This window comes from Oceanobacillus phoenicis, assembly GCF_047238145.1.
In the GTDB taxonomy this organism is placed as follows: domain Bacteria; phylum Bacillota; class Bacilli; order Bacillales; family Amphibacillaceae; genus Oceanobacillus.
Genome location: NZ_JBDFME010000001.1, coordinates 3,442,357 through 3,466,704, shown reverse-complemented (window position 1 = coordinate 3,466,704; position 24,348 = coordinate 3,442,357). Strand labels below are relative to the sequence as shown.

Here is a 24,348-nt window from a genome sequence, read left to right as displayed (position 1 = left end):
TTGTGGAAAGAAGATAAAATTGAAACAGAAAGAGGAACATTTCAATATTTTTTCAAAGGAAGTGGACGACCTCTTGCAGTAACTCATTTATATAGTGAATTCAATGAAAGAGGAAATAATTTTGCAGATAAATTTACCCCATATTATTCTGTGTATTTAATTAACCTTCGAGGATGTGGAGAGTCCGCATCAGCAACATCTGCTGATCAATTTAGTATGAAAGAAGCAGTAAAAGATTTGGAAGCAATTCGCATGGCATTAAATTTCCCGATTTGGTCATTTGCAGGGCATTCTACTGGTGGAATGTTAGCTTTGAAATATGCAATTGAATCTCCCGAAAGTGTGAACAAGATTATTGCTGGAGGGTTGTCTGCTTCAAATGAATATATGAAACATCCGGATAGCATTTATTGTAAGAAGAACAAGAACAACCCTCGTATATTGAAAATTATAGAAAAGTTGGGACAAAAAGAAACACCAATTGAAGAAAGAAGAGCGCTAGGCAAAGAGTGGGATCTTATGTCCATATATAACAAAGATCGATATGATGAAATGATAAAACGCCCCAATAGCGGGAAGGTAGTGAGCAACCGTCTCGATTATTATTCGTACGAAGAATTACCTTCCTATGATTTACGTCCTTACCTAGTAAATGTTAATGTTCCGGCTTTTATTTATAGTGGACTACACGATAGTCAGTGTCCTTATGTATTCTCAAAAGAAGCAGCAGATTTAATTCCGAATGCAACATTTACTACTTTCAGTGATAGTAATCATAATCCTTTTATGGAAGAAGAGTCAGCGTTTGAAGATTTTGTTGTGCATACAATAGAGAAGGAGAATATTAATGATTGATATACGTAAACTTTCACTCGAACCATTAAGAAGAGTGATCGTAATATCCGATATACATGCTAGCTTGGCTTTGTTCAAAAAATTGTTGAAAAAAGTGAACTATACTGAGGAAGATTATCTATTTGTTAACGGAGATCTATGTGAAAAAGGTTTAAACAGCCATGAATTAGTACATTATGTTCAATGGATGGATAAGAATTTAAAACGAGTATTTATAACGAAAGGAAATTGCGATGTGGTTTTTCGTCATGTGTTTCGGGGAAATGATATAGGTAGAGAGTATTTAAACACAAGACCAAAGTCAATGATGCATGAAATGATTGCTTCAACAGGTCAATCTTTCTCAGATGAAATGCCGTTAACCAAAGCGTCTAGTATTTTCGAAGATAATTTTGAACAAGAAATTGAGTGGCTAGAGTCATTGCCAATCGCTTATGAAACGGATGACTTTATTATAGTTCATGCTGCCGTTGATGAGCAGTGGCCAAATACCGAGGAAGCAGCAGCTTTATATACACCTGCATTCTATGAAAAAGGTCATTCATTAGATAAGCCTGTCATCGTTGGACACTGGCCGGTAATTAATTACCGAACCAAACAAGTATCTACACATAATCCAATTATAGATTTCGATAACAATATTATTGCAATAGACGGTGGAAATCAGATAAAAATTAGCGGTCAATTAAATGCACTTATCATCAATCAAGGTGAGTATTCCTTTACATATGTGGATGAATTGAAAGATCCCGTAATTGTTAAACAAACACATAACGACAGTTTACGTTGGATTGGTTCTGTTAATTATCCATACTATCAAATCGAACCAATTGAAAAGGCACGATATTTTACACGTTGTAAAAATATAAACGCTAATATTGAACAATGGGTGAAAAATGAATATATCATTGAAAAAGACGATGGATACTATTGCAAAGAAGGAGTAAGTACAACAACTGTAAGTGTTAATAAAGGCGAGAAAGTATACATATTAGATGATATTTATGATGGATATGTCCTTATAAAAAAACATAATGGCATTATTGGTTGGATTCCAAAGTTTTGTGTTTGGTAAATATCTTAAAAAATAACCAGAAGGAGGATGAATTATGCTACAACAACTACAGCGACAACATCAGGTGCAAATCTTTTGGATGGTTATTTGTTCCATTGGGCTAGGCATAGCAATAATTTGGCAAAGTTATCTAATTGTATCCATTATAGAACAGATATTTTTACAAGGGGAAACAGTAGATGCTATTGGCAATTTATTTTTATTATTAGGAGTAATGCTATTATTACGGATGTTATTTTCCTTTATAAATAAGCGTAACGGCACTAGAATGTCTACAAGTGTAAAGCAAAAATTAAGAGAAGATGTATTAAATCATTTTACTAATCAAACTGTATCTAATGCAGCTAAAGGTCAATCAGGAAATAAAACGAGTGTTTTTATGGATACTGTGGATGAGATAGACGCATACTTCAGCCAATATCTACCACAGATGATACAGTCATTTGTGGTTCCATTGCTAATTCTTTCAGTTATATTTTGGACACATTGGACCACCGGAGTAATTATACTTGTTACTGCTCCATTCATCCCAATATTTATGATGATTATAGGGTTTAAGACAAAAGATAAATCCGAAGAACAACTGTCACAAATGGCAGCTTTTTCAGGGACTTTTTTAGATATATTACAGGGGTTACCAACGATCCGATTGTTTGGGAAATCCAAACAACAGCGTGAAAAAATTTCAAATAGTAGTGTTCGATTTCGCGATTCCACTATGGAAGTATTAAGAGTAGCTTTTACCAATTCTTTAGCACTTGAATTTATTTCTATGCTAAGTATTGGTTTGATTGCGCTAGAGGTAGCGATTCGAATGATTATTTTTCAAGATATTTCGTTCTTTACTGGATTTTTAATGCTGTTGTTAGCTCCAGAATTTTTTAATCAATTAAAAGCTCTAGGGACTGCGTTTCATTCCGGAAGATCTAGCATGGGAGCGGGTAGCAAACTAGAAGCAATTTTTGGTGAAACAAATCATGAAGTAGTAAAATGGGGAGCTGAGGTGCTACCATCTATTGAACCACCAAGATTAGAATTAAGAGATATGAACTTTACGTATGCGGATGGTAGTTTTCAATTACAATCTATTAACCTGATTATTAACCCGAAAGAGCAAGTAGCCATCATAGGATCTACAGGGGCTGGAAAATCAACCATACTCCATCTTCTTGCAGGCTTATTGCCAATTACAGAAGGAAGTTATTATATTGGTAAGTATAAGCAAGAAGAAGTAGAAGAGCATTCGTGGTTTAAGCAATTAATTTATATATCACAAAATCCTTATCTATTTTCAGGAACAATTGCTGAGAATATTGCTTTAGGTAGTACGAAAGTACATAGCCGTAATGAAATAAAGCAAGCAGCTATGGAAGCAGGGATTTGGGAATGGATTGAGCAGCTTCCTTCTGGGCTAGATACCAATATTGGTGAAGCTGGTAGAGGATTATCAGGTGGTGAAAAACAACGTGTAGTTTTAGCACGTACTTTTTTAAAAAGACCAAATATCATTCTATTTGATGAACCGACGACTGGGTTAGATGTGCACACAGAAGAAGTGTTACAACAATCAATGAATAAGTTACGAGAATATGCAACTGTAATTACTGTCGCACACCGTATGCAACAAATTCGTTCCGCAGATAAAATTATATTGCTGGAACGGGGAGCTATTCGTGCAACTGGAACAGATAAAGAGCTATTTCGAGAAGACGAATTATACCAGTCTATGATGAAATTGCATCAAGGAGGAGAGGCGTAATGCAAGAATTAAAACTCATCATGAAAATGACGATGAAAGAGAAGAAAGACGTCCTCTTGTCAATCTTGTTTGGTTTTTTAGCTGGTGTTACTGCTGTGTCATTATTTGCATCTAGTGGCTATTTAATATCGAAAGCTGCACTTACCCCACCTATATATACATTGATGATAATCGTTGCGATGGTAAAAATGTTAGGGATAACTTCAGCACTCAGTCGTTATGGAGAAAGATATTTTTCTCATCGTGGAACATTTTCGATGCTTCGCAATTTGCGAGTATATGTATATGAAAAAATTGAACCAATTTCGACTACGATATTACAAAAATATAGAAGTGGTGACATTTTAGCGCGCATCGTAGGCGATGTAGAATCTCTGCAGCATTTTTTCTTGAGAGTATTTTATCCACCAATTGTCTTAATGACGGTTTTTATTGCGACGATTGCATTTACAATGGTATTTTCCGTACCAATAGCGATGGTAATTTTGATGGGGATGATATTCGTTGTCATCGTTGTACCTAGTTTATTTTATCTCTATCAAAGAAAGGTAGCTAATAACGTCCGTTCGTATCGTGGCCAGCTGTCTTCTGTGGTTACAGAGTATTTATATGGCTTTACAGATTTGAAAATATACGGACAAGCAGAGTCAAGGAAAAATAACATTCTTGATAAAGTAAATTTATATGAGCAAGCAAACAAACAAGCGAACAACCAACAGGCTTTTCGTGAGTCTTTATTAACATTTGTTTCATTTATCGTATCGGTCGCTGTTTTAGGGTTAGCCGGTTATTTTGTAGCAAATGGTAACTTAGAAGGTATATTATTAGCAATGTTATTTATGATTTCGTTGACAGTATTTGAAGATACATCAAATATGGCATTATTTCCTGCCTATTTAGAGGAAACGAAACAATCTGCTCATCGATTAGAAGAAGTGTGGAATGTTAGTGAAGATCCAAACGAAGATAAAGAGCCATTTGTATTGGAATCGAACCTAGCGCCAACTATTACATTAGAGAACGTGTCAAAGAAATATCCAAGTGCGCCTCGTCCCGTTGCGCAAAATATTTCCCTCCATATTAAATCTGGATCTAAAATAGCTATTGTAGGTGCTAGTGGATCTGGTAAGTCGACGATCTTACAACTTATCCTTGGAATGATTCCTTCAACAGATGGTCTGATAAAATGGAACGAAGAATCAATAGATTATTTAGAAGAGGAAACATTATGGAATCATGCAAATGTTTCATTACAATCCAACCATTTTTTCTATGGAACAATTCGTGAAAATTTACATTTAGCTAATTCTGAAGCAACTGATGCTGAACTTCGCGAGGCTTTGGAGAATGTAAATTTACATCATATTGGTTTGGATGATTTATTACAGGAACAAGGTTCTAACCTTTCTGGAGGCGAAAAACAACGTCTAGCGATAGCTCGTCTGTTTATTCGTAAGGCAGCTGTATGGGCGTTAGACGAACCAACTTCATCTCTAGATGTAGTGACCGAAAAATATATTTGGGATAAGATTGACCACTATTCAGAGCAAAGTACCTTAATTGTAGTGACACATCGTTTAACAAGATTACAAAAAATGGATGAGATAATTGTTATGGATCATGGAAAAATCATCGAACAAGGAACTTACCATGAATTGATGCAGCATAATGGATATTTCAAACGGATGAAGGAATTGGAAAAGGCAAAATTAAATCTATAGAGGTGTCGTTCGTTGTAATAAATTTTATAAACAATAAAGAGCCGAGCCGCATCGGATTTAAATATCCGATGCGGCTCGGCTTGTTCACAATACATTTATTAAACCGGTACCTATTTCATACTTCACCGTGATTCCTTTACCTCAAAGATCAAAAGGAAGTTCGACCACTGTCGAACCACCCCTTAAAATCAGGGGCGCAGTCTCTACGTTTCTGTACGGCGCCCATCACTTTTTTTGATCTAGTTCTGTGCGCCAAAAACTAGGAGACTTCCCACCATGCCCTAGGATAAGTCATCATCGGTTCATACTTCACCGTGATTCCTTTATCTCAAAGATCAAAAGGAAGTTCGACCACTGTCGAACCACCCCTTAAAATCAGGGGCGCAGTCTCTACGTTTTTAAACGGCGCTCATCACTTTTCTTATTATGATCCATCTTTTAGTGCTACATAAAAGGATATTCCCATTGCAGCAAACAAAATAAGGAAGGGGGCGATAAAAATTAGAAAATCATTAATCATATTTAATCACTTCTTTCCTTTTTTATAATTTTCATCAAACAAGAATAGCTTTAACAGTAAATAAAGCGATGGTATTAATAATGCCATTCCTAGGATGAAAGCAATAATTAAAGATATCGCCATTGCTTGATTTGTAAAGCCTTCAGATATCGTAATATGAGGATATAAAAGATATGGGTAATGAGAAATACCATATCCGAAAAAGGCAAAAGCAAATTGACCAACTAATAGCCAGAATGCTGTAATGTAATTCTTACGTTTCCATAATAACCATACGGTACCAATCCATAGTAGAAAAGATATTCCGAACATCCACCAAAGATCAATAATGTTGTTAAAATGTTCTTCATTATGGAAACGCAGTTCTACAATAATTCCGGAAGCTGCAATGATTAGTGGAACGGACCAAACTAGGGCATATTTCCGCATTAAGTTTGTTGCTCCTTCATCACCAGTCTCATTTGCATACCAAGTCAAAAATACAGCAGAAATATAGAGAACTGCGATAATGCTCAATACTACAATTGACCATGTAAGTGGGCTCATCAATAAATCAAGGTATTCAAGTTGAGGTTCTCCATTATTAATGGTGATAAATCCACCTTCAGATATTGTCAGTACAATAGATAGAGAAGCTGGAAGTAATATACCAGAAGCACCATACATAAATGCATATCCTTTGTGCCCTTTTTTTCCATAAGATTCAAACGCATAATAAGATCCTCGGATTGCCAGTAATATTAAGGCTAAACTTCCAGGGACAAGAAGTACGGTACCAAAGTAAAATGCTGTCTCTGGAAAGAATCCAACGATTCCTACGAAGAAGAATACAAAAAATACATTGGTGACTTCCCATACTGGAGAAAGATAACGCTGAATTACTTTAGAAACGATATGTTGTTTTCCGGTTAAAATGCTGTATGCATTAAAGAAACCTGCACCGTAATCAATTGAACCAACGATGACATATCCAAATAGGAATAACCAAAGTACAGAAATACCGATGATTTCTAATATCATGATTGGTCACCACCTTGAAAATTCTCGATGTCTTTATCTATCGGACTCCTTTGGAACATTTTTCTTAAAACAACTACAGTTCCTACTCCTAAAATAAGATAGAGGAGTACGAATAAGAAGAACATAACTCCAACATAATCACTGGTTGTGGCTGCTTCGTCAATGGTCATAATTCCTCGTAAAATCCAAGGTTGTCTACCAACTTCAGCCATCCACCAGCCAGCTTCAATCGCTAAGAATGATAATGGACCTCCGAGAACAATGAGCCAACGGTACCATTTTGATTCGACAAAATTCCATCGTCTGCGTATACCAAGCCAATAAATAAATGATAAACCAAGCATAAATACTCCAATCGTCACCATCGTGTCAAAGAAATAATGAATGACAAGTGGAGGTTGCTCATCTTCTGGAAATTCATTTAGACCAATAACTTCTGCTGTCGGCCAACTATGTGCCAATATACTCAGTGCATATGGGATTTCCAAAGCGTATTGCGGTTCATTGTTATCATCAAGAATCCCCCACATAACTAACGGTGCTTCAGAAGAAGTCTCAAAATGCCATTCTGCTGCAGCTAACTTTTCTGGTTGGTATTCTGCTAAGTATTTACCAGAAAGGTCGCCGATTAACGCCGTTGCTAGAGCGAAGACAAAACCTATTTTCATTAGCATGTTAAGTGATTTCTTATGATATTCACGATTTGAACCTTGTAATAGACGAAAGGCTGCAATCGCAGCTAGAACAAACGCAATTGTCATATAACCAGTCGATAAAACATGCGCAACTTTTGTCGGCATAGATACTGTAAACATCGCAGCAAGAGGGTTAGCATTAACGAGTTCACCATTAACAATGTCAAATCCTCCTGGAGAATTCATGAATGAGTTCACTACTGTAATAAAGTAAGCAGACATTCCTCCACCTACGGCAACAGGTATTAGTAATAAGAAATGTTTTTTTTGATTATCAAAGCGATCCCAAGTATACAGGTAAATACCAAGAAAAATAGCTTCGAAAAAGAATGCAAATACTTCCATGAATAGAGGAAGTGCGATAATATTACCTGCTAGCTCCATGAAACTTGGCCAAAGCAGTGACAGCTGTAATCCAATAGCAGTACCTGTAACTACACCGACAGCTACTGTCACGATAAATCCTTTTGCCCAACGTCTTGCCATTAGTAAGTAATGCATGTCATTTTTCTTAATTCCTATCCACTGTGCAATCATTATCATTAATGGAACACCAACACCGATTGTGGCATAAATAATATGAAAAGAAAGGGTGAGTAATGTCAGCAAGCGGCTCGCATATGTCGGATCATCGAATATCATTTGTGGACCTCCTTAAAGAACAATCATATTGTATTAATTTACCCGATGATCAACAAAATTAATCGGAAACAATCGAAAAATGGTAATTTATATCTCCAATTGCTATCCCTTGATGATACGTACGTTCTATAAAGGTAACATTGCTTCTTTTATCTACTAAAATAATCGTTGATGCTCTTGTTCCGTAATTACCCGTATCTATAAACATAGAAGATAAATTTCGTTCTAAATGAATTCCAACACCGGTGTCAGGAAGATCTTGATCAGTCGGTTTATCAGCATTTTGTAAGATACGAAACAACGACTCGCTAGAAATATTTTGGTTGTTTTCTAGGTACGTCTGTAATAAGCCCTTGGATTTTAATACTTTTGGCCATGGACTGTTTAATTTATCATTACTTAATGAATGGATACCCGATTCTAATTGTGCGCTACTATTATAGATATTATTGTAAGTATAGAGGCATTGGAAATCTCCAAATAAAGCATTATATCCTGAATATAAGGATTGATCTTCCTCTAAATTAGATAAAAATTGTGTTGAATCTCTTTCCTTATTTAAAAAATCAACAGGTATTTTTCCTCTTGAATATTTACCTGTCTCAGGAAGCGAAGGATCTCTGTAATTGGTAATTGCTGCAATTTTTCCTTGTTTTGTTATACCCAACCACGTACCTTTTGATTTTAAGTCACGTCCTGCTAAAATATCTGGAGCATCATCCCAAAATGTTGCTTTTGCAGTGGGGCGATCATAGAATTCATCCCGATTGGCAATTAATACAAATGGATATTCGGAATGTTTTTGGATAGCAAAAGTTATTAAACACATAATCAAACCTCCTATTCCATATTATAGATGAAATAGATTGATTTTCCTAAAAATCAGATCAAAATACAAATAGCTGTTGACAATTAATGAGAAACTGATAATAATAAATTACAATACAGTTGAACGTTTAACAGAGGAATAGTATGTAAATATCGAATGAAAGAGATCGGAATTTATTAGCTGAGAGATTCCGTCATTGCTGATTTATTAGAACCTACCTTTGAAGTCTCATGCAAACATGGGCGTATATCCAGCGTTAATGGAAGAAGTGAGATGCGATTCCAGTCAGATTGCATCTAAGTTGTGGTGGTACCGCGGAAGAGAACTCTTTCGTCCCTTTTTATTAAATTGGGATGAAAGGGTTTTTTATTGATATATATAAATTTGGTATTTCAATCGTGGCACCTATACCTAAGGTGAAATTCATCGTGGATTCGTCACCTCACCGTGATTCCTTTATCTCAAAAAAAGGAAGTTCGACGAATGTCGAAATACCCTTGAAAAGGGGCTCGCTAAGTTTCTATTTTTTTGTTCTAAACCTGAAAATAGACATCTAGAGAATATTGAGGAGGAGAAGAATATGAATAAAAAGAGGGTAGTTATAAAAATTGGAAGTAGCTCATTGACGAATGAAAAAGGGGAAATTGATCATAAGAAACTAGGAGATCATGTGAATGCGTTAGCTATGTTACATCAACATAATTTCGAAGTAATTTTAGTTTCCTCAGGGGCCGTTGCAGCTGGGTTTCGAAACCTTGGATATTCTTCTAGGCCGGTTACATTAAAAGGAAAGCAAGCATCTGCGGCAATTGGCCAAGGTCTACTCATTCATACTTATATGGATAAGTTTATGGAATACAATATTCGATCTGCTCAATTATTATTAACAAGGACTGATTTTTCGATTCAAAAACGTTATAAAAATGCTACATCTACTATGCTGGAATTATTAGAACGTGGGGTTATTCCGATTATTAATGAAAATGACACAGTTGCTGTTGATGAATTAACATTTGGTGATAATGATATGCTTTCTGCTTTAGTTAGTGGAGCTATTCATGCAGCTAAACTAATTATATTAACTGATATTGATGGAATTTATGATAAACATCCCGGTAAATTTATGAATGCTAAGCGGTACGATACAATTGATGTAATTACTGAAAAAATGATACAGGAAACGGATGTTTCTGGTTCGAAATTAGGTACTGGGGGTATGAAATCGAAATTGATGGCTGCAAAGGTTGCTACCTCTCTCGGAGTCCCTATTTTTATTGGTAAGGGCGAAGGAATATCTAAATTACTAGAAATAGTTAATGGAAATGGTGAGGGTACTTATGTCAAAAGTGTGCGAAATAAACAAATTCCTATTCGTAAGCAATGGATTTCTTTGCACTCCACTTTAGAAGGGAAACTGCTTATTGATGATGGAGCTACCCAAGCACTTATGTATAATGGAAGTAGTTTGTTGTCAGCCGGTGTAGTAAATGTTCAGGGAGATTTTGAACAAGGGGATGTAGTGGAAGTTTTTAATCGAAGTAATTTATTAGGAAGAGGACAAGTGAGTTGTTCATCAGAGGAACTCAAAGCAGCGAATACATTAAAAAATGCGAAACAGGTGACCCAACTTCCTGCTATTGAGGTTATTCACAGAGATTCGTGGGTTATGGTTGATCAATTGAAGGAGGAGTTACGATGAGTGAAGTGATAGAAAAAGCCAAGATAGCAAAACAAGCAAGTTATCAAATTGCACTAGCTACAACTGATGAAAAAAATGAAGCATTACAATTAATTTCCCAAGCAATTTTAGAAGAAACACATGAAATAATTGCCGCAAATGAATTAGATATAGAAGAAGGTAAGAAAAAAGGTTTATCTAATGCAGTTATTGATAGAATTAAATTAAATGAGGAAAGATTGCAAGATATAGCTGAAGCAATATTGCAGATAACTGTATTAACGGATCCTATTGGAGAAGCCCTAGAAATATTCGAGAAAGACAATGGATTATATATTACGAAGAAGCGGGTTCCGATTGGTGTTATTGGAATGGTTTATGAGGCTAGACCTAATGTCACTGTAGATGCAGCTTCTCTTGCAATAAAAACAGGAAACTCAGTAGTATTACGTGGTAGTTCTTCAGCTATACATTCTAATAAAGCACTTATTCATGTTATTCATGCGGCATTAGCTTCCAGCTCCTTACCAAAAGAAGCTGTACAATTAATAGAAGATACTAGAAGAGAAGTAGCAAATCAACTGTTTCAATTAAATGAATATCTAGATGTTTTAATTCCAAGGGGAGGAAAACAGTTAATTGATACAGTGGTAAAACAATCTACTGTACCTGTAATTGAAACTGGTGCAGGAAACTGCCACGTTTATCTAGATGAATCTGCTAAAGTAGAGATGGCAACGGAAATTGTATTGAATGCAAAATTACAGCGACCATCTGTATGTAATGCAATTGAGTCGTTAATCATTCATAACCAGTGGTTTGAAAAACATGGTTTCGAACTATTAAAAACATTGCAATCTCATGATGTAACCATTCACGGTGATTCATTCGTTATGGAAAAGCTTCCTACGGCTATAGGAGCAACCGAAAAAGATTGGGAAACAGAATATTTAGCCAGTGAAATAAGTGTAAAAATAGTTGATTCAGTATCAGAGGCGATCACCCACATCAATCGATACGGTACACGTCATTCAGAAGCGATTATAACTGAAAATAAGATTAATGCTGAACAGTTTCAACGTCAAGTTGATGCTGCAGCAGTTTATCATAATGCTTCAACCAGATTTACAGATGGGTTTGAATTCGGATACGGTGCAGAGATAGGAATTAGTACACAAAAATTACATGCTCGAGGTCCAATGGGGCTGGAAGCATTAACATCAACTAAATTTGTGATATCAGGAACAGGACAAATTCGTAATTAATTTATTAACTCCAAACTACTCTATTTTAACGGAAGTAGTTTGGAGTTATTTTAGTCATGTTTTATAAAGCTTATCCCCAAATCTCTTTGGAAAGCTCAACGATATAACGTAATTTTTTCCACTGGTCCTCTTCTGTTAATTTATTTCCTTGATGTGTCGATGCAAATCCACATTGAGGGCTAAGCGAGATTTGATCTAATGGAATATATTGTGAAGCATCCTTTATTTTCTTAATGATCTCATCTTTGTCTTCTAACACACCAAATTTAGAAGTGATTGCTCCAATGACTACCTGTGGTCCACCATTAGGAATATGAGCAAGAGGTTCAAAGCTGCCTGAACGATCATCATCATATTCTAGGAAAAATCCGTCCACTTTTTCATGAGCAAATAAGGTTGGTGCGATATGAGCATAACTGCCTTCAAATGCCCAAGTTGACCGATAGTTTCCTCTACATAAGTGTGTCGTTACGATTAAATCATCTGGCTTATTCTCGAGTACACTATTTACAACATGTAATGATAAATCAATCAACTCTTGACGAGATAAATCTTCTTCGAATGCTATTAACTCATCTACGTTCAAGCCGGCAATGTATACATCATCTAATTGCAGGTAACGACATCCAGCTTCGTAAAATGCTTGGATTGCATTACGATAAGCAATAATAATATCCTCTGCATAGGATTGGATATCTGGATAAACTTCTGGATTACGCGTTCCTTTGTGAAATAATTGATTTGGGCTAGGAATGGTTTGTTTTGCTACAGCACGATCCCCGACAATTTGTTTAAACTCAATGAAATCTTTGACAAATGAATGGTCTTTTGGAAAACTGATTTTTCCATTATTACGGATGTTATATCTCTCTGTTTCAATTCCTTTAAATAAGTAACCTTGTTCTGGAATATATCCTTCTATGCCATTTAATTCTTCTAAAAAGTCCGTGTGCCACCATAGTCTGCGGAACTCACCATCTGTAACAGCTTGTAAACCTATCTCAATTTGTTTGTCTACGATGCGCTTGATTTCTTCTGTTTGAATACCACGTAATTCTTCCGCTGAAATATTTCCATTCGTATAGTTTTTTCTTGCCTGAAGCAAACGTTCTGGTCGTAGCAAACTACCTACATGGTCTGCACGAAATGGTGCCTTAATAATTGTTTTTGTCAATTTTCCTTCCTTCTTTCTCCATTAGATTTTGGTTAGTCTTATAGAGTAGGGTCTTGCTCTATGAAACTAACATATGACAGTTCTGTACAGAGAATAGGGGAAAATAAATACCCCCTTCTACAAGTAAGAAGAGGGTACAGGAAACCGTACGATATACTCTTCTTATCTTCTAGCTTTTACGCTACTGGAATTGGCACAGTACTTAAATAAAGTCTGTTGCCGAGGCTTCCTTGGGCCAGTCCCTCCACCTCTCTGGATAAGAATTGTCATATTTAATTAATAGAAATTTTATAAGGTATTGAATATAATGTCAAGAGTTTTTTGAAAATTTATTCTGTATGTAAATGGTAGAGTAAAACATTTCAAGACTTAAGATATGGAGATAAACGGTTTGTAAATGTCCTAATCGCTTTAAGAGCTTTTAGGTCTTTGTGGTACTTACATTTAGTGGAAATACTTACCCGAACTAACGAATTTTCACTTAATATCATTTGAATCAATTTCATAATTAAAATATATGATTTAAAATCCGCATGTTGCGTTGTTTGATTTCCATTGCAGACGGCGCTTTCTGCAGGCACAGCTTCAACTAACTAGGAAAAGAAAACCCCTCTTCCTAGTGGATTTTCAGCTCGTGCTATTTCCGCAGGAGTCGCCGTCTTCCATTCTAATCAAAGCCAAGAATTACCTAATCCGAACATTATTATATAAAACACCAAATAATGTTCGTCTTCCAATAAAACTTAGCAATTATGAAATTGATTCATTTGTTTTGTAGCATATTAGTTCCTTTGCCTTTGCAATTCCATCTCGGAACGATAAAATAACAATAAGCTCATTTTACATTGATTGTGTTAGAAAGAGGTATTTCATGCTAAAGAAGATGACAGAAGATATATTTCAATTAGTAGTACGCTTTAAAGGTTCAATGGGGGAAGTAAATTGTTATTTAATAAAAGGTAAAAACGGATATACTGCCGTAGATACAGGTATTTATGATACGGAAACAAAAGAAACTTGGCAGAATGTTCTAGATAACTATCACATTGAAAAACTTATATTAACGCATACTCATGAAGACCATATAGGATTAGCAAAATGGTTTCAAGAGGAATATGCTGTCCCAGTTTTTGTATCGAAGCGAGGATATAAAGAAATGTTAAAGGGAAGAGATCGAAAAGCACATATGGATAGAATGAAATCACTAATTAAACGTCATGGTACACCACCATTACCGTTAAAAATAAAAGATTTTTCTTTTATTTATGATTTTGAGCCGGACGGATATTTTGATGATTTTGATCAAATTGTTTTAGGAAATCTTCCTTTTCAAGCAATTTGGACTCCTGGACATGCTCCCGATCACTATTGTTTTTATAATAAGCAAGAAGAAGTAATGATTGTAGGAGATCATGTGTTAGAACATCTGTCGCCAGTAATTGGCTTATGGATGGGAGAAGAGTTAAATCCATTAAAGGATTACTTACCATCTTTATTAGAACTACAGCAATATCCAAGCAGATTAGCATTACCAGGTCATGGGAAAGTGATGGGAGATCTGTCAGAACGAATAACGGGAACTTATAATTGACATCTCTTTCGTCTTGATGAACTCAAACAACTTCTATCGGATAAACCGATGTCTGCTTTTAAATTAACGACAAAAATTTATGGACCGATGAAAGGAACAGCTTTCGTCAGTCAATTTATGGCCACATTAACTAGGTTAATTTATCTAGCAGAAAATCAGGACATACGAAGTATAGAAAAAAACGGTAAAGTACTTTACAAGGCGAAGTAAAACGATATGGGGAATGTTTAATGTTAAGTCCGAACGGTTAAAATGATAGAACGCAAAGATAGGAGAAATAGATATGTATAAAAATTCAGAGCGCTTTATCACAGCATTTAATCGTATTGACAAAGCATTAAAATCACACTTACACAAAAAAGAAATGGGTTTCTCGAGAGCAGTTCGGGTTTTATCAGACACTAATGCTACGATAAAACGATATTACGATGATCTATTGGAATTTGCAGAACTCAGAAATGCAATCATTCATAATCGTATCGATGTTTCTTATGCGATTGCAGAACCTCATGATACAATTGTGGAACGAATCGAAAAGATAGAAAAAGATTTTACAAGTCCAAAACAAGTAAAGAGTGCATTCTTAAAACAAGTTGTTACATTTCAATTAAACGATTCTGTGCAAAAGTTACTTCAAGTAGTAAGAGATAGAGGATTAACGAAGTTACCCATATATATAAATCAAGATTTTAAAGGTTTAATAACACATAAAGGCATTGCTCGGTGGATAGCAAATTCTATGAACGATAATCAACAAATAGCTGATGCAACTGCTAAAGATATTTTAGAATACGAAAAAACAGATAATCATCTTTTTATAAGCGAGGAAATGTCTGTATATGAAGCTGCTGACGTATTTACAGAACAAGTTGGAAAAGGTAACCGACTTGCGGCTTTGCTTATTACAAAAACAGGGAAAGAGGATGAAAAATTGGTAGGCATTATTACCAATTGGGATATCATGGAAATATAGGGGGAGTTTTGAATGGTTAAGTTTGCAGCAATTGATTTTGAAACAGCAAACGAAAAAAGAAATAGTGCTTGTTCTATTGGTGTGGTAATGATGAATGATACTGAAATTCTAGACGAGTCTTACTCACTCATTAATCCATTAGCTCCATTCCGTTCACGCAATGTTTATATTCATGGAATCACCGAGGAACAAGTTGAAGAAGCACCGACCTTTGCTGAATTATGGCCAACGTTATCTACATATTTAGAAGACACAATACTTATCGCGCATAATGCAAGTTTTGATATGAGCGTTTTACGTCAATCTTTATATAAATACGACATGCCATGTCCAAATTATATGTCACTCTGTACGGTTAAAATCTCACAACTACTTTGGCCAGAATTAGAGAATCATAAATTACATACGGTTGCAAACTACCATGACATACCGTTAAATCATCATCATGCGATGGACGATGCCCGAGCATCTGCAAGAATCTTTTTGGCTGCTTTAGCAGAGCAGAGAATAGGTACAACTGAAGAATTTTTAGAACGGTGGCTCAATTCCAAAAGAGCAAAAACAGCTAGAAAGCAAAAGGCAAAAACAACAAAATTATATTTCTAAGTTATAATGGGCTTGGACAACACAAAAGATAAAATCGAGTGAATTGGTTTGAAACCCGCTACAGAAATATACTACGCTTATCCAGTGGCGGCTGTTGAGCCCCAAGGTGCTGACGCAAGCCGGGGGCTCAACTATGCCTTTTTTCTACAGAGTCTTCGAATATTTCTTACGTTTATTTAGTTATCATCGTCTTTTGATCAAAAAATTTTTTGTTATGTTCCAATCTTTTTTTGCAATTAGGCTCTACAAATCACACTAAATAAAGTGACAACCTTATATATCTGAATTATAATAATAATTAAATAATTAGTGGGAGAGTGAGGTCAGTGGAATTAAATCAAATCGATACAGAGTTAAATAAATTAATTAACCGCGTACGAAGAAATACATTGGGCGATTTATTAACAAGAACAAGTGAGCGTTATCCGGACAAAAATGCAATCGCTTACAAAAGCAATAGACTAACTTATCAAGAGCTTGATAATCTCGTAAATCAAACCGCTAATGGATTACTGGATATAGGAATTAAAAAGGGTGACAAGTTTATTTTAGTTTCAAAAAATAGCTTGGACTTTGTGTTTGTTACGTATGCACTTGCTAGAATTGGGGCAGTGCTAATTCCTGTTAATTACATGCTCACATCCCAAGAAATACGATATATTTTAGAAAATTCAAAGGCAGTAGGTGTAATTGCATCTGATGAATTTAGAGATGTACTAGTAGCTGCTGCAGAAGATAAACAACTTGAGCATTATATAGCATTAGAAGTAGATCAGGAAGAGGAGGCATTAGCCGATCCATGGATGGCAATAAATCAAATTCAATCACATCAACCTACAACAATGCCAGAAGTGGAAATTTATGATGATGATTTAGCACATATACTTTATACTAGCGGAACAGAATCAAAACCAAAAGGAGTAATGTTGACTCATAAAAGTATTGTAAGTGAATATGTCAGTACTATTATTGATTGTAAAATGGAAAGTCATGATATCGCTATACATGCATTGCCACTCTATCATAGTGCACAACTTCATGTATTTTTAGGTCCGAATATATACATCGGATCGACGGGAGTCATACTTCCTTCTGCTAGTCCAGAGTTAATCCTAGAAACAATTGAAAAAGAGCAAGTAACTCAATTATTTTGTCCACCTACTGTATGGATTGGTTTATTACGCCATCCTGATTTTAATAAACGAGACTTGAGTTCCTTGAAGAAAGGTTACTATGGAGCAGCAATCATGCCAATGGAAATTATCAAAGAGCTGATGGAAAGACTTCCACAAATCGAACTTTGGAACTGTTATGGACAAACAGAAGTAGCACCATTAGCAACGGTTTTACAACCAGAAGATCAACTACGAAAATTGGGTTCAGCTGGGTTACCCAGTTTAAATGTACAGACAAAGATTGTTGACGACGATGGAAATGAAGTTGCTCGTGGAATCGTTGGAGAAATTGTCCATCGAACTCCTCATTCGATGACAGGATATCTATACGCGACCGAGAAAACGAAAGAAGCATTTAAGCACGGATGGTTTCATAGTGGAGATTTAGGCTTTATGGATGAGGAAGGTTATATAACAATTGTTGACCGTAAGAAAGATATGATAATAACTGGAGGGGTAAATGTTTCTAGTCGAGAAGTCGAAGAAGTAATTTATGAAATTGATGGTGTATCAGAAGTAGCTGTGATTAGTGTTCCAGATCCTTATTGGGGAGAAGCAGTAACTGCCATTATAGTATTAAAAGAAGAAAGTACAGTTACAAAACAACAAGTAATTGACTATTGTAGTGGTCGATTGTCCAAGTTTAAAACACCAAAATATCTAGACTTTACGGATGTACTGCCGAAAAATCCAAGCGGAAAAGTATTAAAACGCTCATTGCGAAATCATTATGAAGATGTAGATTTTTCTACTTTGTAAAATAAAGAAATAAAAATTGGTTAAGCAGTAATGTATTTTAAAATGAATATCCTTGTCTAGAATACGAACAATAAGACAAGGAGGTGGTCGTTTTGAAACAAAAAAATACAAATTGGAGTAAAAAACATGTAAATTCCAGTGTGAATCCACAAGGGAAATCAGAAGATGAAGCAAGCCAGTCTCCACAAAGTCAATTAGAACAACGTGCCAAGAAAAAGAATACAAAGTTATAGGAAAAAATTAGTAAATATAGCTTATTGATAAATAGGACAAAAAACGTTATGATATTTTTACAAGCTACATTGTTCGTATTAATATAAGTTTTAACCTCTAATGTTGGAATAGGGAGTTTTACATCGAAATTGGAATGCCGAGCCGCCATTGAAGCGGAAGGCAGGAAGTTTTCTGCGAACACCCACTTTGCGAAGTGGTGGTTTAAAACTTTTTATTACAAGATACGGCAAATGTGGCCTGTATACATAATCATAATGATTAAGCCCGTTCTCTTAAGAGAGCGGGCTTTTTAGTTGAATAGTAAATTATTAAATTTGTGCAGAGAATAACAAAATAACTGAACTTGCCACTTACGGCGTAAGTGTCCAGGTATAATCATTACTTGATATGGTCATCATAAACAGAATTTTAATCTGAAAAATTTATATATTTGAAATATTACTGGTAATTTGCTAATTTAAAGTAGTAAAGTATTCTTTCAAACTGTAAGAAATTATGAGAAACCATGACGATAATAGTTTTTCGCTGTCATTTCTTAATGCTTGCCCACATATAATTCAGCAAGTGAAAATTTATAAAAATGGGGTGATAAGTATGTCAAATAAACCAAAATGGAAGGATCCAGGCATTATTTTGACGATTATTATGTCGTTATATGCAATGGTTGTCTTTTTTTGGTGGCCGACTGATATTTATTGGTTAGGTGTATCGCTTGTTGGCTGGTTAATGTTTTTTGGATTGTTCTTTTGGATGGTTTTAGGATTTATCTATGTATTTTGGGTAGAAAAATTAGATAAACAAAAAGCATCATAATAAGGGGGGGATCGAATTGAAGATAGCTGAATCATCTATATTACTTATTTATTTAGTGATTATGACTGTTATAGGTATTTATTTTTACAAACGTGCAAGACAATCAGAAAATGATTATTATACAGCAGGCAATAGCATCAATACGCTAGTTGGGGCCTTTGCTATTTTTGCTGCGGTTACGAGCTCGAGTTCTTTGATGGGAGCGGTAGGTGGGGGTGTTGTAAATGGACTTCCGTACTTTTTAACCTATGCTTTTGGTGTAATAGCTATTCTGCCTTTTGTGATGTTTTTAGTTGCAGGACAAATTCGCCGAGCAGGTGTGAAAACAGTTCCTGACTTTTTTAAACAACGTTTTGGTAAATCAGTACAAATTATTGCGGCTGTCATTGTTGTTGTCTCTATGACCTTTTACATGGTACCACAGCTTACAGCATCCGGAATAATTGGATCGTATGTTTTAGGTATTGATTATGTAACAGCTGTTATTGTGTTGGGACTTGGATTTACACTGTATGCTGCGCTTGGTGGAATGTGGGCTATTACTTATACAGACTTAATCCAAGGAGCGATTATGTTAGTAGGAATGATTATCTTAGCAACATTTATTTTTGCTGACTTTGGTAGTTTTACAAATTTACTTAATCAAGCATTAGCAGTAGATCCAACTTTTGGTGATATACAATTACCTTGGATGTCTTACTTCGGATTATTTATTGCTTTTTTATGGTTCGGAATTATTTCACCTTCCGTGGTGATGCGTAACTTTGCTTCTAGAGATGCAAAAACCGCACGTCGATCAGCTATGTGGGGAACCGTCTTTTATTTAGTCTTATTTGTAGCGGGCTTTTTTGTTACGATGGCCGGAGCCCAGTTAGGGGTCGTTGATTCACTTTCTCAAACTGATATGATTTTTGTTTCTGTTATTGAAGAATATTTGCCTCCTATTTTTGCGGGAATAATATTAGCTGGCGTGTTAGCAGCGATTATGTCTTCAGCCGATGCAATGTTATTGGCTATTTCTGCAGGAGTGGCCCATGACATCTACAAAGAACATATTAATAAACAAGCTACTGAACGAAGAATTACAGGACTAAGTTTAATTATTATGTTTGTAGCTATATTAGTAGGGATTTACTTTGCGATAGAACCACCAGGAATTATCGCGGTTATGGTTGGATGGGTTGGAGGGTTCTTATTATCCTCATTTGGCTTTCCGATTGTCTTAGGATTATGGTGGAAAAGAGCAACAAAAGAAGGTGCGCTGGTGGGGATGCTGAGTGGAGCGTTATTGTTCTTAATCCTTGTATTTTTTGCAGATCTACCTACAAATGCAGAACCAATTATTGCTGCACCCGTTTCCCTAATATTGATGATTATCGTAAGTTTAACTACAAAAGCTCCAACACAAGAAATTCAAGACTTAGTCGATTCTTATCATTTAGATTAAATATTAGAGGATGATGGAAATGGTAAAAACTATATCAATTCAACGAATAGGTGAAAATCCAACTATTACTCTAGAGAGATTATATAAATATGTTTTACGAACACTACCGTTACGAATCCGGTTCAATAGGGGAGTGGATGAACAATATTTAATAGATAACACGATTGAAAAATATCTTTACTACCATCCTGTTTGGGTAGCAAATACGTTAGTTATTGCAGAAAGACCACCGCTAACACCAAAAATATTAAAACAACGTATTTTTATAGATGCAATTTCCGGGTATAGAGGACTCGTATCAAAATCATTGCCTTTAAAAAGTGTTGATGTGGATAGAAATTTATTAGAATCACATCAAATTGTTGAATCGAATGAGGTAGAAAAGTATGTTAAGGATGTACAAGTTAAGCAGATTAATCGTTCGTATTTGTTAAAAAAACCGCAACATGAAATTAAAGAGCTTCAATTGGTTTATCTACCACTATGGAGAATAAAAGTGAAATCTACAATTATAAATAAAGTTTTTGTCATTAATGCGAATACAGGTGAAGCGGAAAATTATATATATCAAAGATAAATGAAAGAAAATAATATAAAAATTTTGGGTAATTTGGAAGTAACCTTAAAAAGATAACAAAAAGTAATCAAAGTATATTCTAAAAACGAATTATTCAATTCTTCCGTTTATTGATATTCTAAGAGTAAGAGGCTAAAAGGGGAGGATTTGCATGGGCTTTAGAATTAAACAGATTGACCATATCCAATTATCAGCACCAAAAGGATCAGAAGATAAAGCTAGAAATTTTTATATCGACATACTCGGATTCGATGAAGAAATAAAACCAGAGGAATTACAGAAAAATGGCGGTGTGTGGTTTAAAACAGGAGGAGTTTCCTTGCATATAGGCATTGAAGAACCTTTTCAATCACTAAAAAAAGCACACCCTGCTATTGAAGTAGAGAACATTCCATTTTTCCAAAAGTACCTAGAAGAAAAAGGAATATCGACACAACCAGATGATAAACTACCAGGTGCAATACGTTTTTATGTGCGCGACCCATTCGGTAACCGTTTAGAGTTTTTAGAGTGGATTCAAAAATAACCATTTATAAATGTAAACTGTTAATAATATAAGAGCTTTAGATCATACTTGTGTACTAAAATTCAATGGATAAAAACTCTTGTCATTTTATCGCAATTGTGAGAAAGATTTTTCTTTTTTATAATGTCTTGTTTTTTTGTATGCAAATGCTATACTGAATACATTCTTCATCTTGAAACCTTATATATAGTTTTTTCATATAATCGCGGGGATATGGCCTGCAAGTTTCTACCGGTTTACCGTAAATGAACCGACTATGAAAAAGCGGATAATTCGATATTCTATTAATTGAATCTCAAAGACTATCGTTTTTAATTTTCGACATTCCAAGCTCGGAAATCTGCTTTTTTATAGGCGGATTTTCGAGCTTTTTATATTTTAGGAGGAATGGAAGCATGGAGTTACTCAAGAATAAAATCATCGAAGAAGGAAAAGTGTTATCGGATACTGTGTTAAAGGTTGATTCTTTTTTGAATCATCAAGTAGACCCAAAGTTAATGAAGCAAGTCGGGGAAGAATTTGCAAACAAATTTAAACGTGCTGGAATTACAAAAATATTAACGATTGAATCATCGGGTATTGCTCCTGCTACAATGACAGGATTGGAATTAGAGGTACCAGTGATTTTTGCAAGAAAAAGAAAATCTCTAACATTAACAGATCATCTCTATTCTGCTGAAGTATATTCCTTCACGAAAAAAGTATCGAATGAAATTTCTGTATCGAAAGACTTTCTACATGAAGACGACGTTGTATTAGTTATGGATGATTTCTTAGCAAATGGGCAAGCAGCTTTAGGTCTACTGGAAATTGCTAAACAAGCGAAAGCGACAGTAGTTGGTGTCGGTATTGTAATTGAAAAAGGTTTTCAATCTGGTGGCAAGCAGCTTAGAGATAAAGGTATACGAGTTGAATCTTTAGCAATAGTGGAATCACTGTCGGATGGAACAGTTACATTTAAAGAGGAGGCGCGTATATAATGAAAATCGCAGCTCTGGGATTACAACATGTATTAGCGATGTATGCTGGTGCCATTTTAGTACCATTAATTGTTGGAGAAGCGCTTGGGTTAACAGTTGAACAATTAACATATCTTGTAGCCATTGATATTTTTATGTGTGGTGTTGCAACACTATTTCAAGTCATGAATAATCGTTTCTTTGGAATTGGGTTACCAGTAGTATTAGGGTGTACATTTACTGCTGTTGCACCAATGATAGCCATTGGTGGACAGTATGGAATAACAGCTATCTATGGGGCTATTATAGTTTCTGGAATCTTCGTTGTATTAATTAGCGGATTCTTTGGCAAGCTTGTACGATTTTTTCCACCTGTTGTAACAGGATCCGTAGTAACTATTATTGGTATTACGTTAATTCCAGTTGCAATTAACAATCTTGGTGGTGGACAAGGAGCAAGTGACTTTGGTTCATTAGCAAATATTTCACTTGGATTTGGCACATTAATATTTATTATACTTATGTATCGATTTACAACTGGATTTTTACGCTCCATATCTATTTTAATTGGATTAGCTGGAGGTACGATTGTTGCTAGTTTTATGGGAAGAGTTGATTTCTCAGCAGTTGCAGATGCGTCTTATTTCCATATGGTTCAACCTTTCTATTTTGGGACTCCGACATTTGAATGGCCAGCAATTATTACGATGATCTTAGTTGCCATGGTTTCGTTAGTGGAATCAACTGGAGTTTACTTTGCATTAGGAGATATCACGGATAAAGAGTTAAAAGAAAAAGATCTATCAAAAGGGTATCGTGCAGAGGGTTTAGCAATTTTGCTAGGTGGTATATTTAATGCATTTCAATATACGGCATTTTCTCAAAACGTTGGTTTAATTCAAATGACGGGTGTAAAAAAATTAAGAGTTATTGTCGTTGCCGGTATAATGCTAATTGCATTAGGCTTAATCCCGAAAATAGCAGCGCTAACTACAATTATTCCTACAGCTGTTCTAGGTGGAGCAATGGTAGCAATGTTCGGTATGGTCATTGCTCAAGGGATTAAGATGCTTAGTGCGGTGATTTCAGATTCACCTGAGAATTCCATGATCATCGCATGCTCCGTTGGCATGGGCTTAGGCGTTACCGTTGTTCCAGAATTATTTGCACAAATTCCAAATAGCTTGCAAATATTAACAAGCAACGGAATTGTAGCAGGTAGCGTAACAGCAATCGTATTAAATATTATATTTCACATGTTACCGAATCGTTCTAAGAAGCAACAAACTACTGAAAGCAGAAAGTTCGCAGAGGATATTGTTTAAAAAAGATTCCATCCAAGATAAGAGGATATTATGTTCATTTATATGAGCAAATATCCTCTTTTTCTTATTGTAATATTTATTAACTAATATAAAATGATACATATAATTAACTTTGAAAAATTATAAAACT

At 35.2% G+C, this 24,348-nt stretch carries 22 protein-coding genes, 1 other RNA gene and 2 riboswitches; of the genes, 18 read left to right on the top strand and 5 right to left on the bottom strand.

Translation table 11 applies throughout. The features are described from left to right. The 4 genes from ABC346_RS17385 to cydC are packed head-to-tail and all read left to right on the top strand — an operon-like array spanning position 1 to position 5,410. Entirely contained in the window at positions 1-855 is an 855-nt protein-coding gene (locus ABC346_RS17385) for an alpha/beta fold hydrolase (RefSeq protein ID WP_413236053.1), read from the top strand. After that, entirely contained in the window at positions 848-1,930 is a 1,083-nt protein-coding gene (locus tag ABC346_RS17380) for a metallophosphoesterase (RefSeq protein WP_413236052.1), read from the top strand. The genes ABC346_RS17385 and ABC346_RS17380 overlap by 8 nt, the downstream gene beginning before the upstream one ends. A 34-nt stretch (positions 1,931-1,964) precedes the next feature. Then, positions 1,965-3,689: a thiol reductant ABC exporter subunit CydD gene (cydD, locus tag ABC346_RS17375; protein WP_413236051.1), complete on the top strand. Its 1,725-nt coding sequence runs from the start codon at positions 1,965-1,967 to the stop codon at positions 3,687-3,689. Beyond that, positions 3,689-5,410 carry a thiol reductant ABC exporter subunit CydC gene (gene cydC, locus ABC346_RS17370; RefSeq protein ID WP_413236050.1) on the top strand — a complete coding sequence of 574 codons (1,722 nt, stop codon included), beginning with the start codon at positions 3,689-3,691 and terminating at the stop codon, positions 5,408-5,410. The genes cydD and cydC overlap by 1 nt, the downstream gene beginning before the upstream one ends. A 424-nt stretch (positions 5,411-5,834) precedes the next feature. On the opposite strand, the gene cydS is transcribed toward cydC, so the two are convergent. From cydS to ABC346_RS17350, 4 genes are read right to left on the bottom strand one after another with little or no spacing between them, the layout of a single operon-like run. Continuing rightward, positions 5,835-5,930 carry a cytochrome bd oxidase small subunit CydS family protein gene (cydS, locus tag ABC346_RS17365; RefSeq protein WP_375544880.1) on the bottom strand — a complete coding sequence of 32 codons (96 nt, stop codon included), beginning with the start codon at positions 5,928-5,930 and terminating at the stop codon, positions 5,835-5,837. A 6-nt stretch (positions 5,931-5,936) separates the two neighbouring features. Further along, complete coding sequence (locus tag ABC346_RS17360; RefSeq protein ID WP_413236049.1) at positions 5,937-6,950, bottom strand: cytochrome d ubiquinol oxidase subunit II; 1,014 nt, start codon at positions 6,948-6,950, stop codon at positions 5,937-5,939. Further along, on the bottom strand, positions 6,947-8,287 hold the full coding sequence (locus ABC346_RS17355) for a cytochrome ubiquinol oxidase subunit I (protein ID WP_413236048.1): 1,341 nt from the start codon (positions 8,285-8,287) through the stop codon (positions 6,947-6,949). The genes ABC346_RS17360 and ABC346_RS17355 overlap by 4 nt, the downstream gene beginning before the upstream one ends. A 58-nt stretch (positions 8,288-8,345) precedes the next feature. Further along, positions 8,346-9,116, bottom strand: coding sequence for an NRDE family protein (locus ABC346_RS17350; RefSeq protein WP_413236047.1), 771 nt, complete (start codon positions 9,114-9,116; stop codon positions 8,346-8,348). A 580-nt stretch (positions 9,117-9,696) separates the two neighbouring features. On the opposite strand from ABC346_RS17350, the gene proB reads away from it, so the two are divergent. Both proB and ABC346_RS17340 read left to right on the top strand, forming a co-directional pair. Then, positions 9,697-10,815 carry a glutamate 5-kinase gene (gene proB, locus ABC346_RS17345; RefSeq protein WP_413236046.1) on the top strand — a complete coding sequence of 373 codons (1,119 nt, stop codon included), beginning with the start codon at positions 9,697-9,699 and terminating at the stop codon, positions 10,813-10,815. Next, complete coding sequence (locus ABC346_RS17340) at positions 10,812-12,059, top strand: glutamate-5-semialdehyde dehydrogenase (protein ID WP_413236045.1); 1,248 nt, start codon at positions 10,812-10,814, stop codon at positions 12,057-12,059. Before proB ends, ABC346_RS17340 begins: the two co-directional genes overlap by 4 nt. A 70-nt stretch (positions 12,060-12,129) precedes the next feature. On the opposite strand, the gene ABC346_RS17335 is transcribed toward ABC346_RS17340, so the two are convergent. Beyond that, positions 12,130-13,233 (bottom strand): 5-methyltetrahydropteroyltriglutamate--homocysteine S-methyltransferase, encoded by a 1,104-nt coding sequence (locus ABC346_RS17335; RefSeq protein WP_413236044.1) that lies wholly within the window; start codon positions 13,231-13,233, stop codon positions 12,130-12,132. Between the two features lie 159 nt (positions 13,234-13,392). After that, positions 13,393-13,496, bottom strand: a riboswitch (SAM riboswitch). Between the two features lie 608 nt (positions 13,497-14,104). Between ABC346_RS17335 and ABC346_RS17330 the strand changes: the two genes are divergently transcribed. The 12 genes from ABC346_RS17330 (at position 14,105) to ABC346_RS17275 (ending at position 24,218) form a co-directional block, all read left to right on the top strand. Continuing rightward, positions 14,105-14,824 carry an MBL fold metallo-hydrolase gene (locus tag ABC346_RS17330; RefSeq protein WP_413236043.1) on the top strand — a complete coding sequence of 240 codons (720 nt, stop codon included), beginning with the start codon at positions 14,105-14,107 and terminating at the stop codon, positions 14,822-14,824. A 283-nt stretch (positions 14,825-15,107) separates the two neighbouring features. Then, positions 15,108-15,797 carry a CBS domain-containing protein gene (locus ABC346_RS17325; protein WP_413236042.1) on the top strand — a complete coding sequence of 230 codons (690 nt, stop codon included), beginning with the start codon at positions 15,108-15,110 and terminating at the stop codon, positions 15,795-15,797. 12 nt (positions 15,798-15,809) lie between these two features. Then, positions 15,810-16,403: a 3'-5' exonuclease gene (locus ABC346_RS17320; RefSeq protein ID WP_413236041.1), complete on the top strand. Its 594-nt coding sequence runs from the start codon at positions 15,810-15,812 to the stop codon at positions 16,401-16,403. A 326-nt stretch (positions 16,404-16,729) separates the two neighbouring features. Next, positions 16,730-18,337, top strand: a complete 1,608-nt coding sequence (locus ABC346_RS17315; RefSeq protein ID WP_413236040.1) for an acyl-CoA synthetase — start codon at positions 16,730-16,732, stop codon at positions 18,335-18,337. A 92-nt stretch (positions 18,338-18,429) separates the two neighbouring features. Next, on the top strand, positions 18,430-18,570 hold the full coding sequence (gene sspL / locus ABC346_RS17310) for a small, acid-soluble spore protein L (protein WP_413236039.1): 141 nt from the start codon (positions 18,430-18,432) through the stop codon (positions 18,568-18,570). Positions 18,571-18,628: 58 nt separating this feature from the next. Next, a non-coding RNA gene (ssrS, locus tag ABC346_RS17305) (6S RNA) lies at positions 18,629-18,814 on the top strand. 351 nt (positions 18,815-19,165) lie between these two features. Next, a complete protein-coding gene (locus ABC346_RS17300; RefSeq protein ID WP_413236038.1) occupies positions 19,166-19,384 on the top strand; it encodes a hypothetical protein in 219 nt (72 codons plus the stop codon). A 16-nt stretch (positions 19,385-19,400) separates the two neighbouring features. Next, positions 19,401-20,831 (top strand): sodium:solute symporter family protein, encoded by a 1,431-nt coding sequence (locus ABC346_RS17295; protein WP_413236037.1) that lies wholly within the window; start codon positions 19,401-19,403, stop codon positions 20,829-20,831. Between the two features lie 19 nt (positions 20,832-20,850). Beyond that, positions 20,851-21,408, top strand: coding sequence for a hypothetical protein (locus ABC346_RS17290; RefSeq protein WP_413236036.1), 558 nt, complete (start codon positions 20,851-20,853; stop codon positions 21,406-21,408). A gap of 151 nt (positions 21,409-21,559) precedes the next feature. Beyond that, the gene (locus ABC346_RS17285) at positions 21,560-21,934 is read left to right on the top strand and encodes a VOC family protein (RefSeq protein WP_413236035.1); all 375 of its coding nucleotides are present in this window, start codon (positions 21,560-21,562) and stop codon (positions 21,932-21,934) included. 175 nt (positions 21,935-22,109) lie between these two features. Beyond that, positions 22,110-22,211: riboswitch (purine riboswitch) on the top strand. Positions 22,212-22,329: 118 nt separating this feature from the next. Continuing rightward, the gene (locus tag ABC346_RS17280; protein ID WP_413236034.1) at positions 22,330-22,914 is read left to right on the top strand and encodes a xanthine phosphoribosyltransferase; all 585 of its coding nucleotides are present in this window, start codon (positions 22,330-22,332) and stop codon (positions 22,912-22,914) included. Next, positions 22,914-24,218, top strand: a complete 1,305-nt coding sequence (locus ABC346_RS17275; protein ID WP_413236033.1) for a nucleobase:cation symporter-2 family protein — start codon at positions 22,914-22,916, stop codon at positions 24,216-24,218. The genes ABC346_RS17280 and ABC346_RS17275 overlap by 1 nt, the downstream gene beginning before the upstream one ends. Positions 24,219-24,348 lie beyond the last annotated feature (130 nt).

Bases quoted from the DNA above. Each gene is read 5' to 3' on its own strand.
- ABC346_RS17300 (WP_413236038.1), top strand. From the start codon at position 19,166: ATGTCAAATAAACCAAAATGGAAGGATCCAGGCATTATTTTGACGATT.
- proB (WP_413236046.1), top strand. From the start codon at position 9,697: ATGAATAAAAAGAGGGTAGTTATAAAAATTGGAAGTAGCTCATTGACG.
- ABC346_RS17275 (WP_413236033.1), top strand. From the start codon at position 22,914: ATGAAAATCGCAGCTCTGGGATTACAACATGTATTAGCGATGTATGCT.
- ABC346_RS17280 (WP_413236034.1), top strand. From the start codon at position 22,330: ATGGAGTTACTCAAGAATAAAATCATCGAAGAAGGAAAAGTGTTATCG.
- ABC346_RS17290 (WP_413236036.1), top strand. From the start codon at position 20,851: ATGGTAAAAACTATATCAATTCAACGAATAGGTGAAAATCCAACTATT.
- ABC346_RS17285 (WP_413236035.1), top strand. From the start codon at position 21,560: ATGGGCTTTAGAATTAAACAGATTGACCATATCCAATTATCAGCACCA.
- ABC346_RS17360 (WP_413236049.1), bottom strand. From the start codon at position 6,950: ATGATATTAGAAATCATCGGTATTTCTGTACTTTGGTTATTCCTATTT.
- ABC346_RS17330 (WP_413236043.1), top strand. From the start codon at position 14,105: ATGCTAAAGAAGATGACAGAAGATATATTTCAATTAGTAGTACGCTTT.
- cydD (WP_413236051.1), top strand. From the start codon at position 1,965: ATGCTACAACAACTACAGCGACAACATCAGGTGCAAATCTTTTGGATG.
- cydC (WP_413236050.1), top strand. From the start codon at position 3,689: ATGCAAGAATTAAAACTCATCATGAAAATGACGATGAAAGAGAAGAAA.
- ABC346_RS17325 (WP_413236042.1), top strand. From the start codon at position 15,108: ATGTATAAAAATTCAGAGCGCTTTATCACAGCATTTAATCGTATTGAC.
- ABC346_RS17380 (WP_413236052.1), top strand. From the start codon at position 848: ATGATTGATATACGTAAACTTTCACTCGAACCATTAAGAAGAGTGATC.
- cydS (WP_375544880.1), bottom strand. From the start codon at position 5,930: ATGATTAATGATTTTCTAATTTTTATCGCCCCCTTCCTTATTTTGTTT.
- ABC346_RS17350 (WP_413236047.1), bottom strand. From the start codon at position 9,116: ATGTGTTTAATAACTTTTGCTATCCAAAAACATTCCGAATATCCATTT.
- ABC346_RS17340 (WP_413236045.1), top strand. From the start codon at position 10,812: ATGAGTGAAGTGATAGAAAAAGCCAAGATAGCAAAACAAGCAAGTTAT.
- ABC346_RS17355 (WP_413236048.1), bottom strand. From the start codon at position 8,287: ATGATATTCGATGATCCGACATATGCGAGCCGCTTGCTGACATTACTC.
- ABC346_RS17320 (WP_413236041.1), top strand. From the start codon at position 15,810: ATGGTTAAGTTTGCAGCAATTGATTTTGAAACAGCAAACGAAAAAAGA.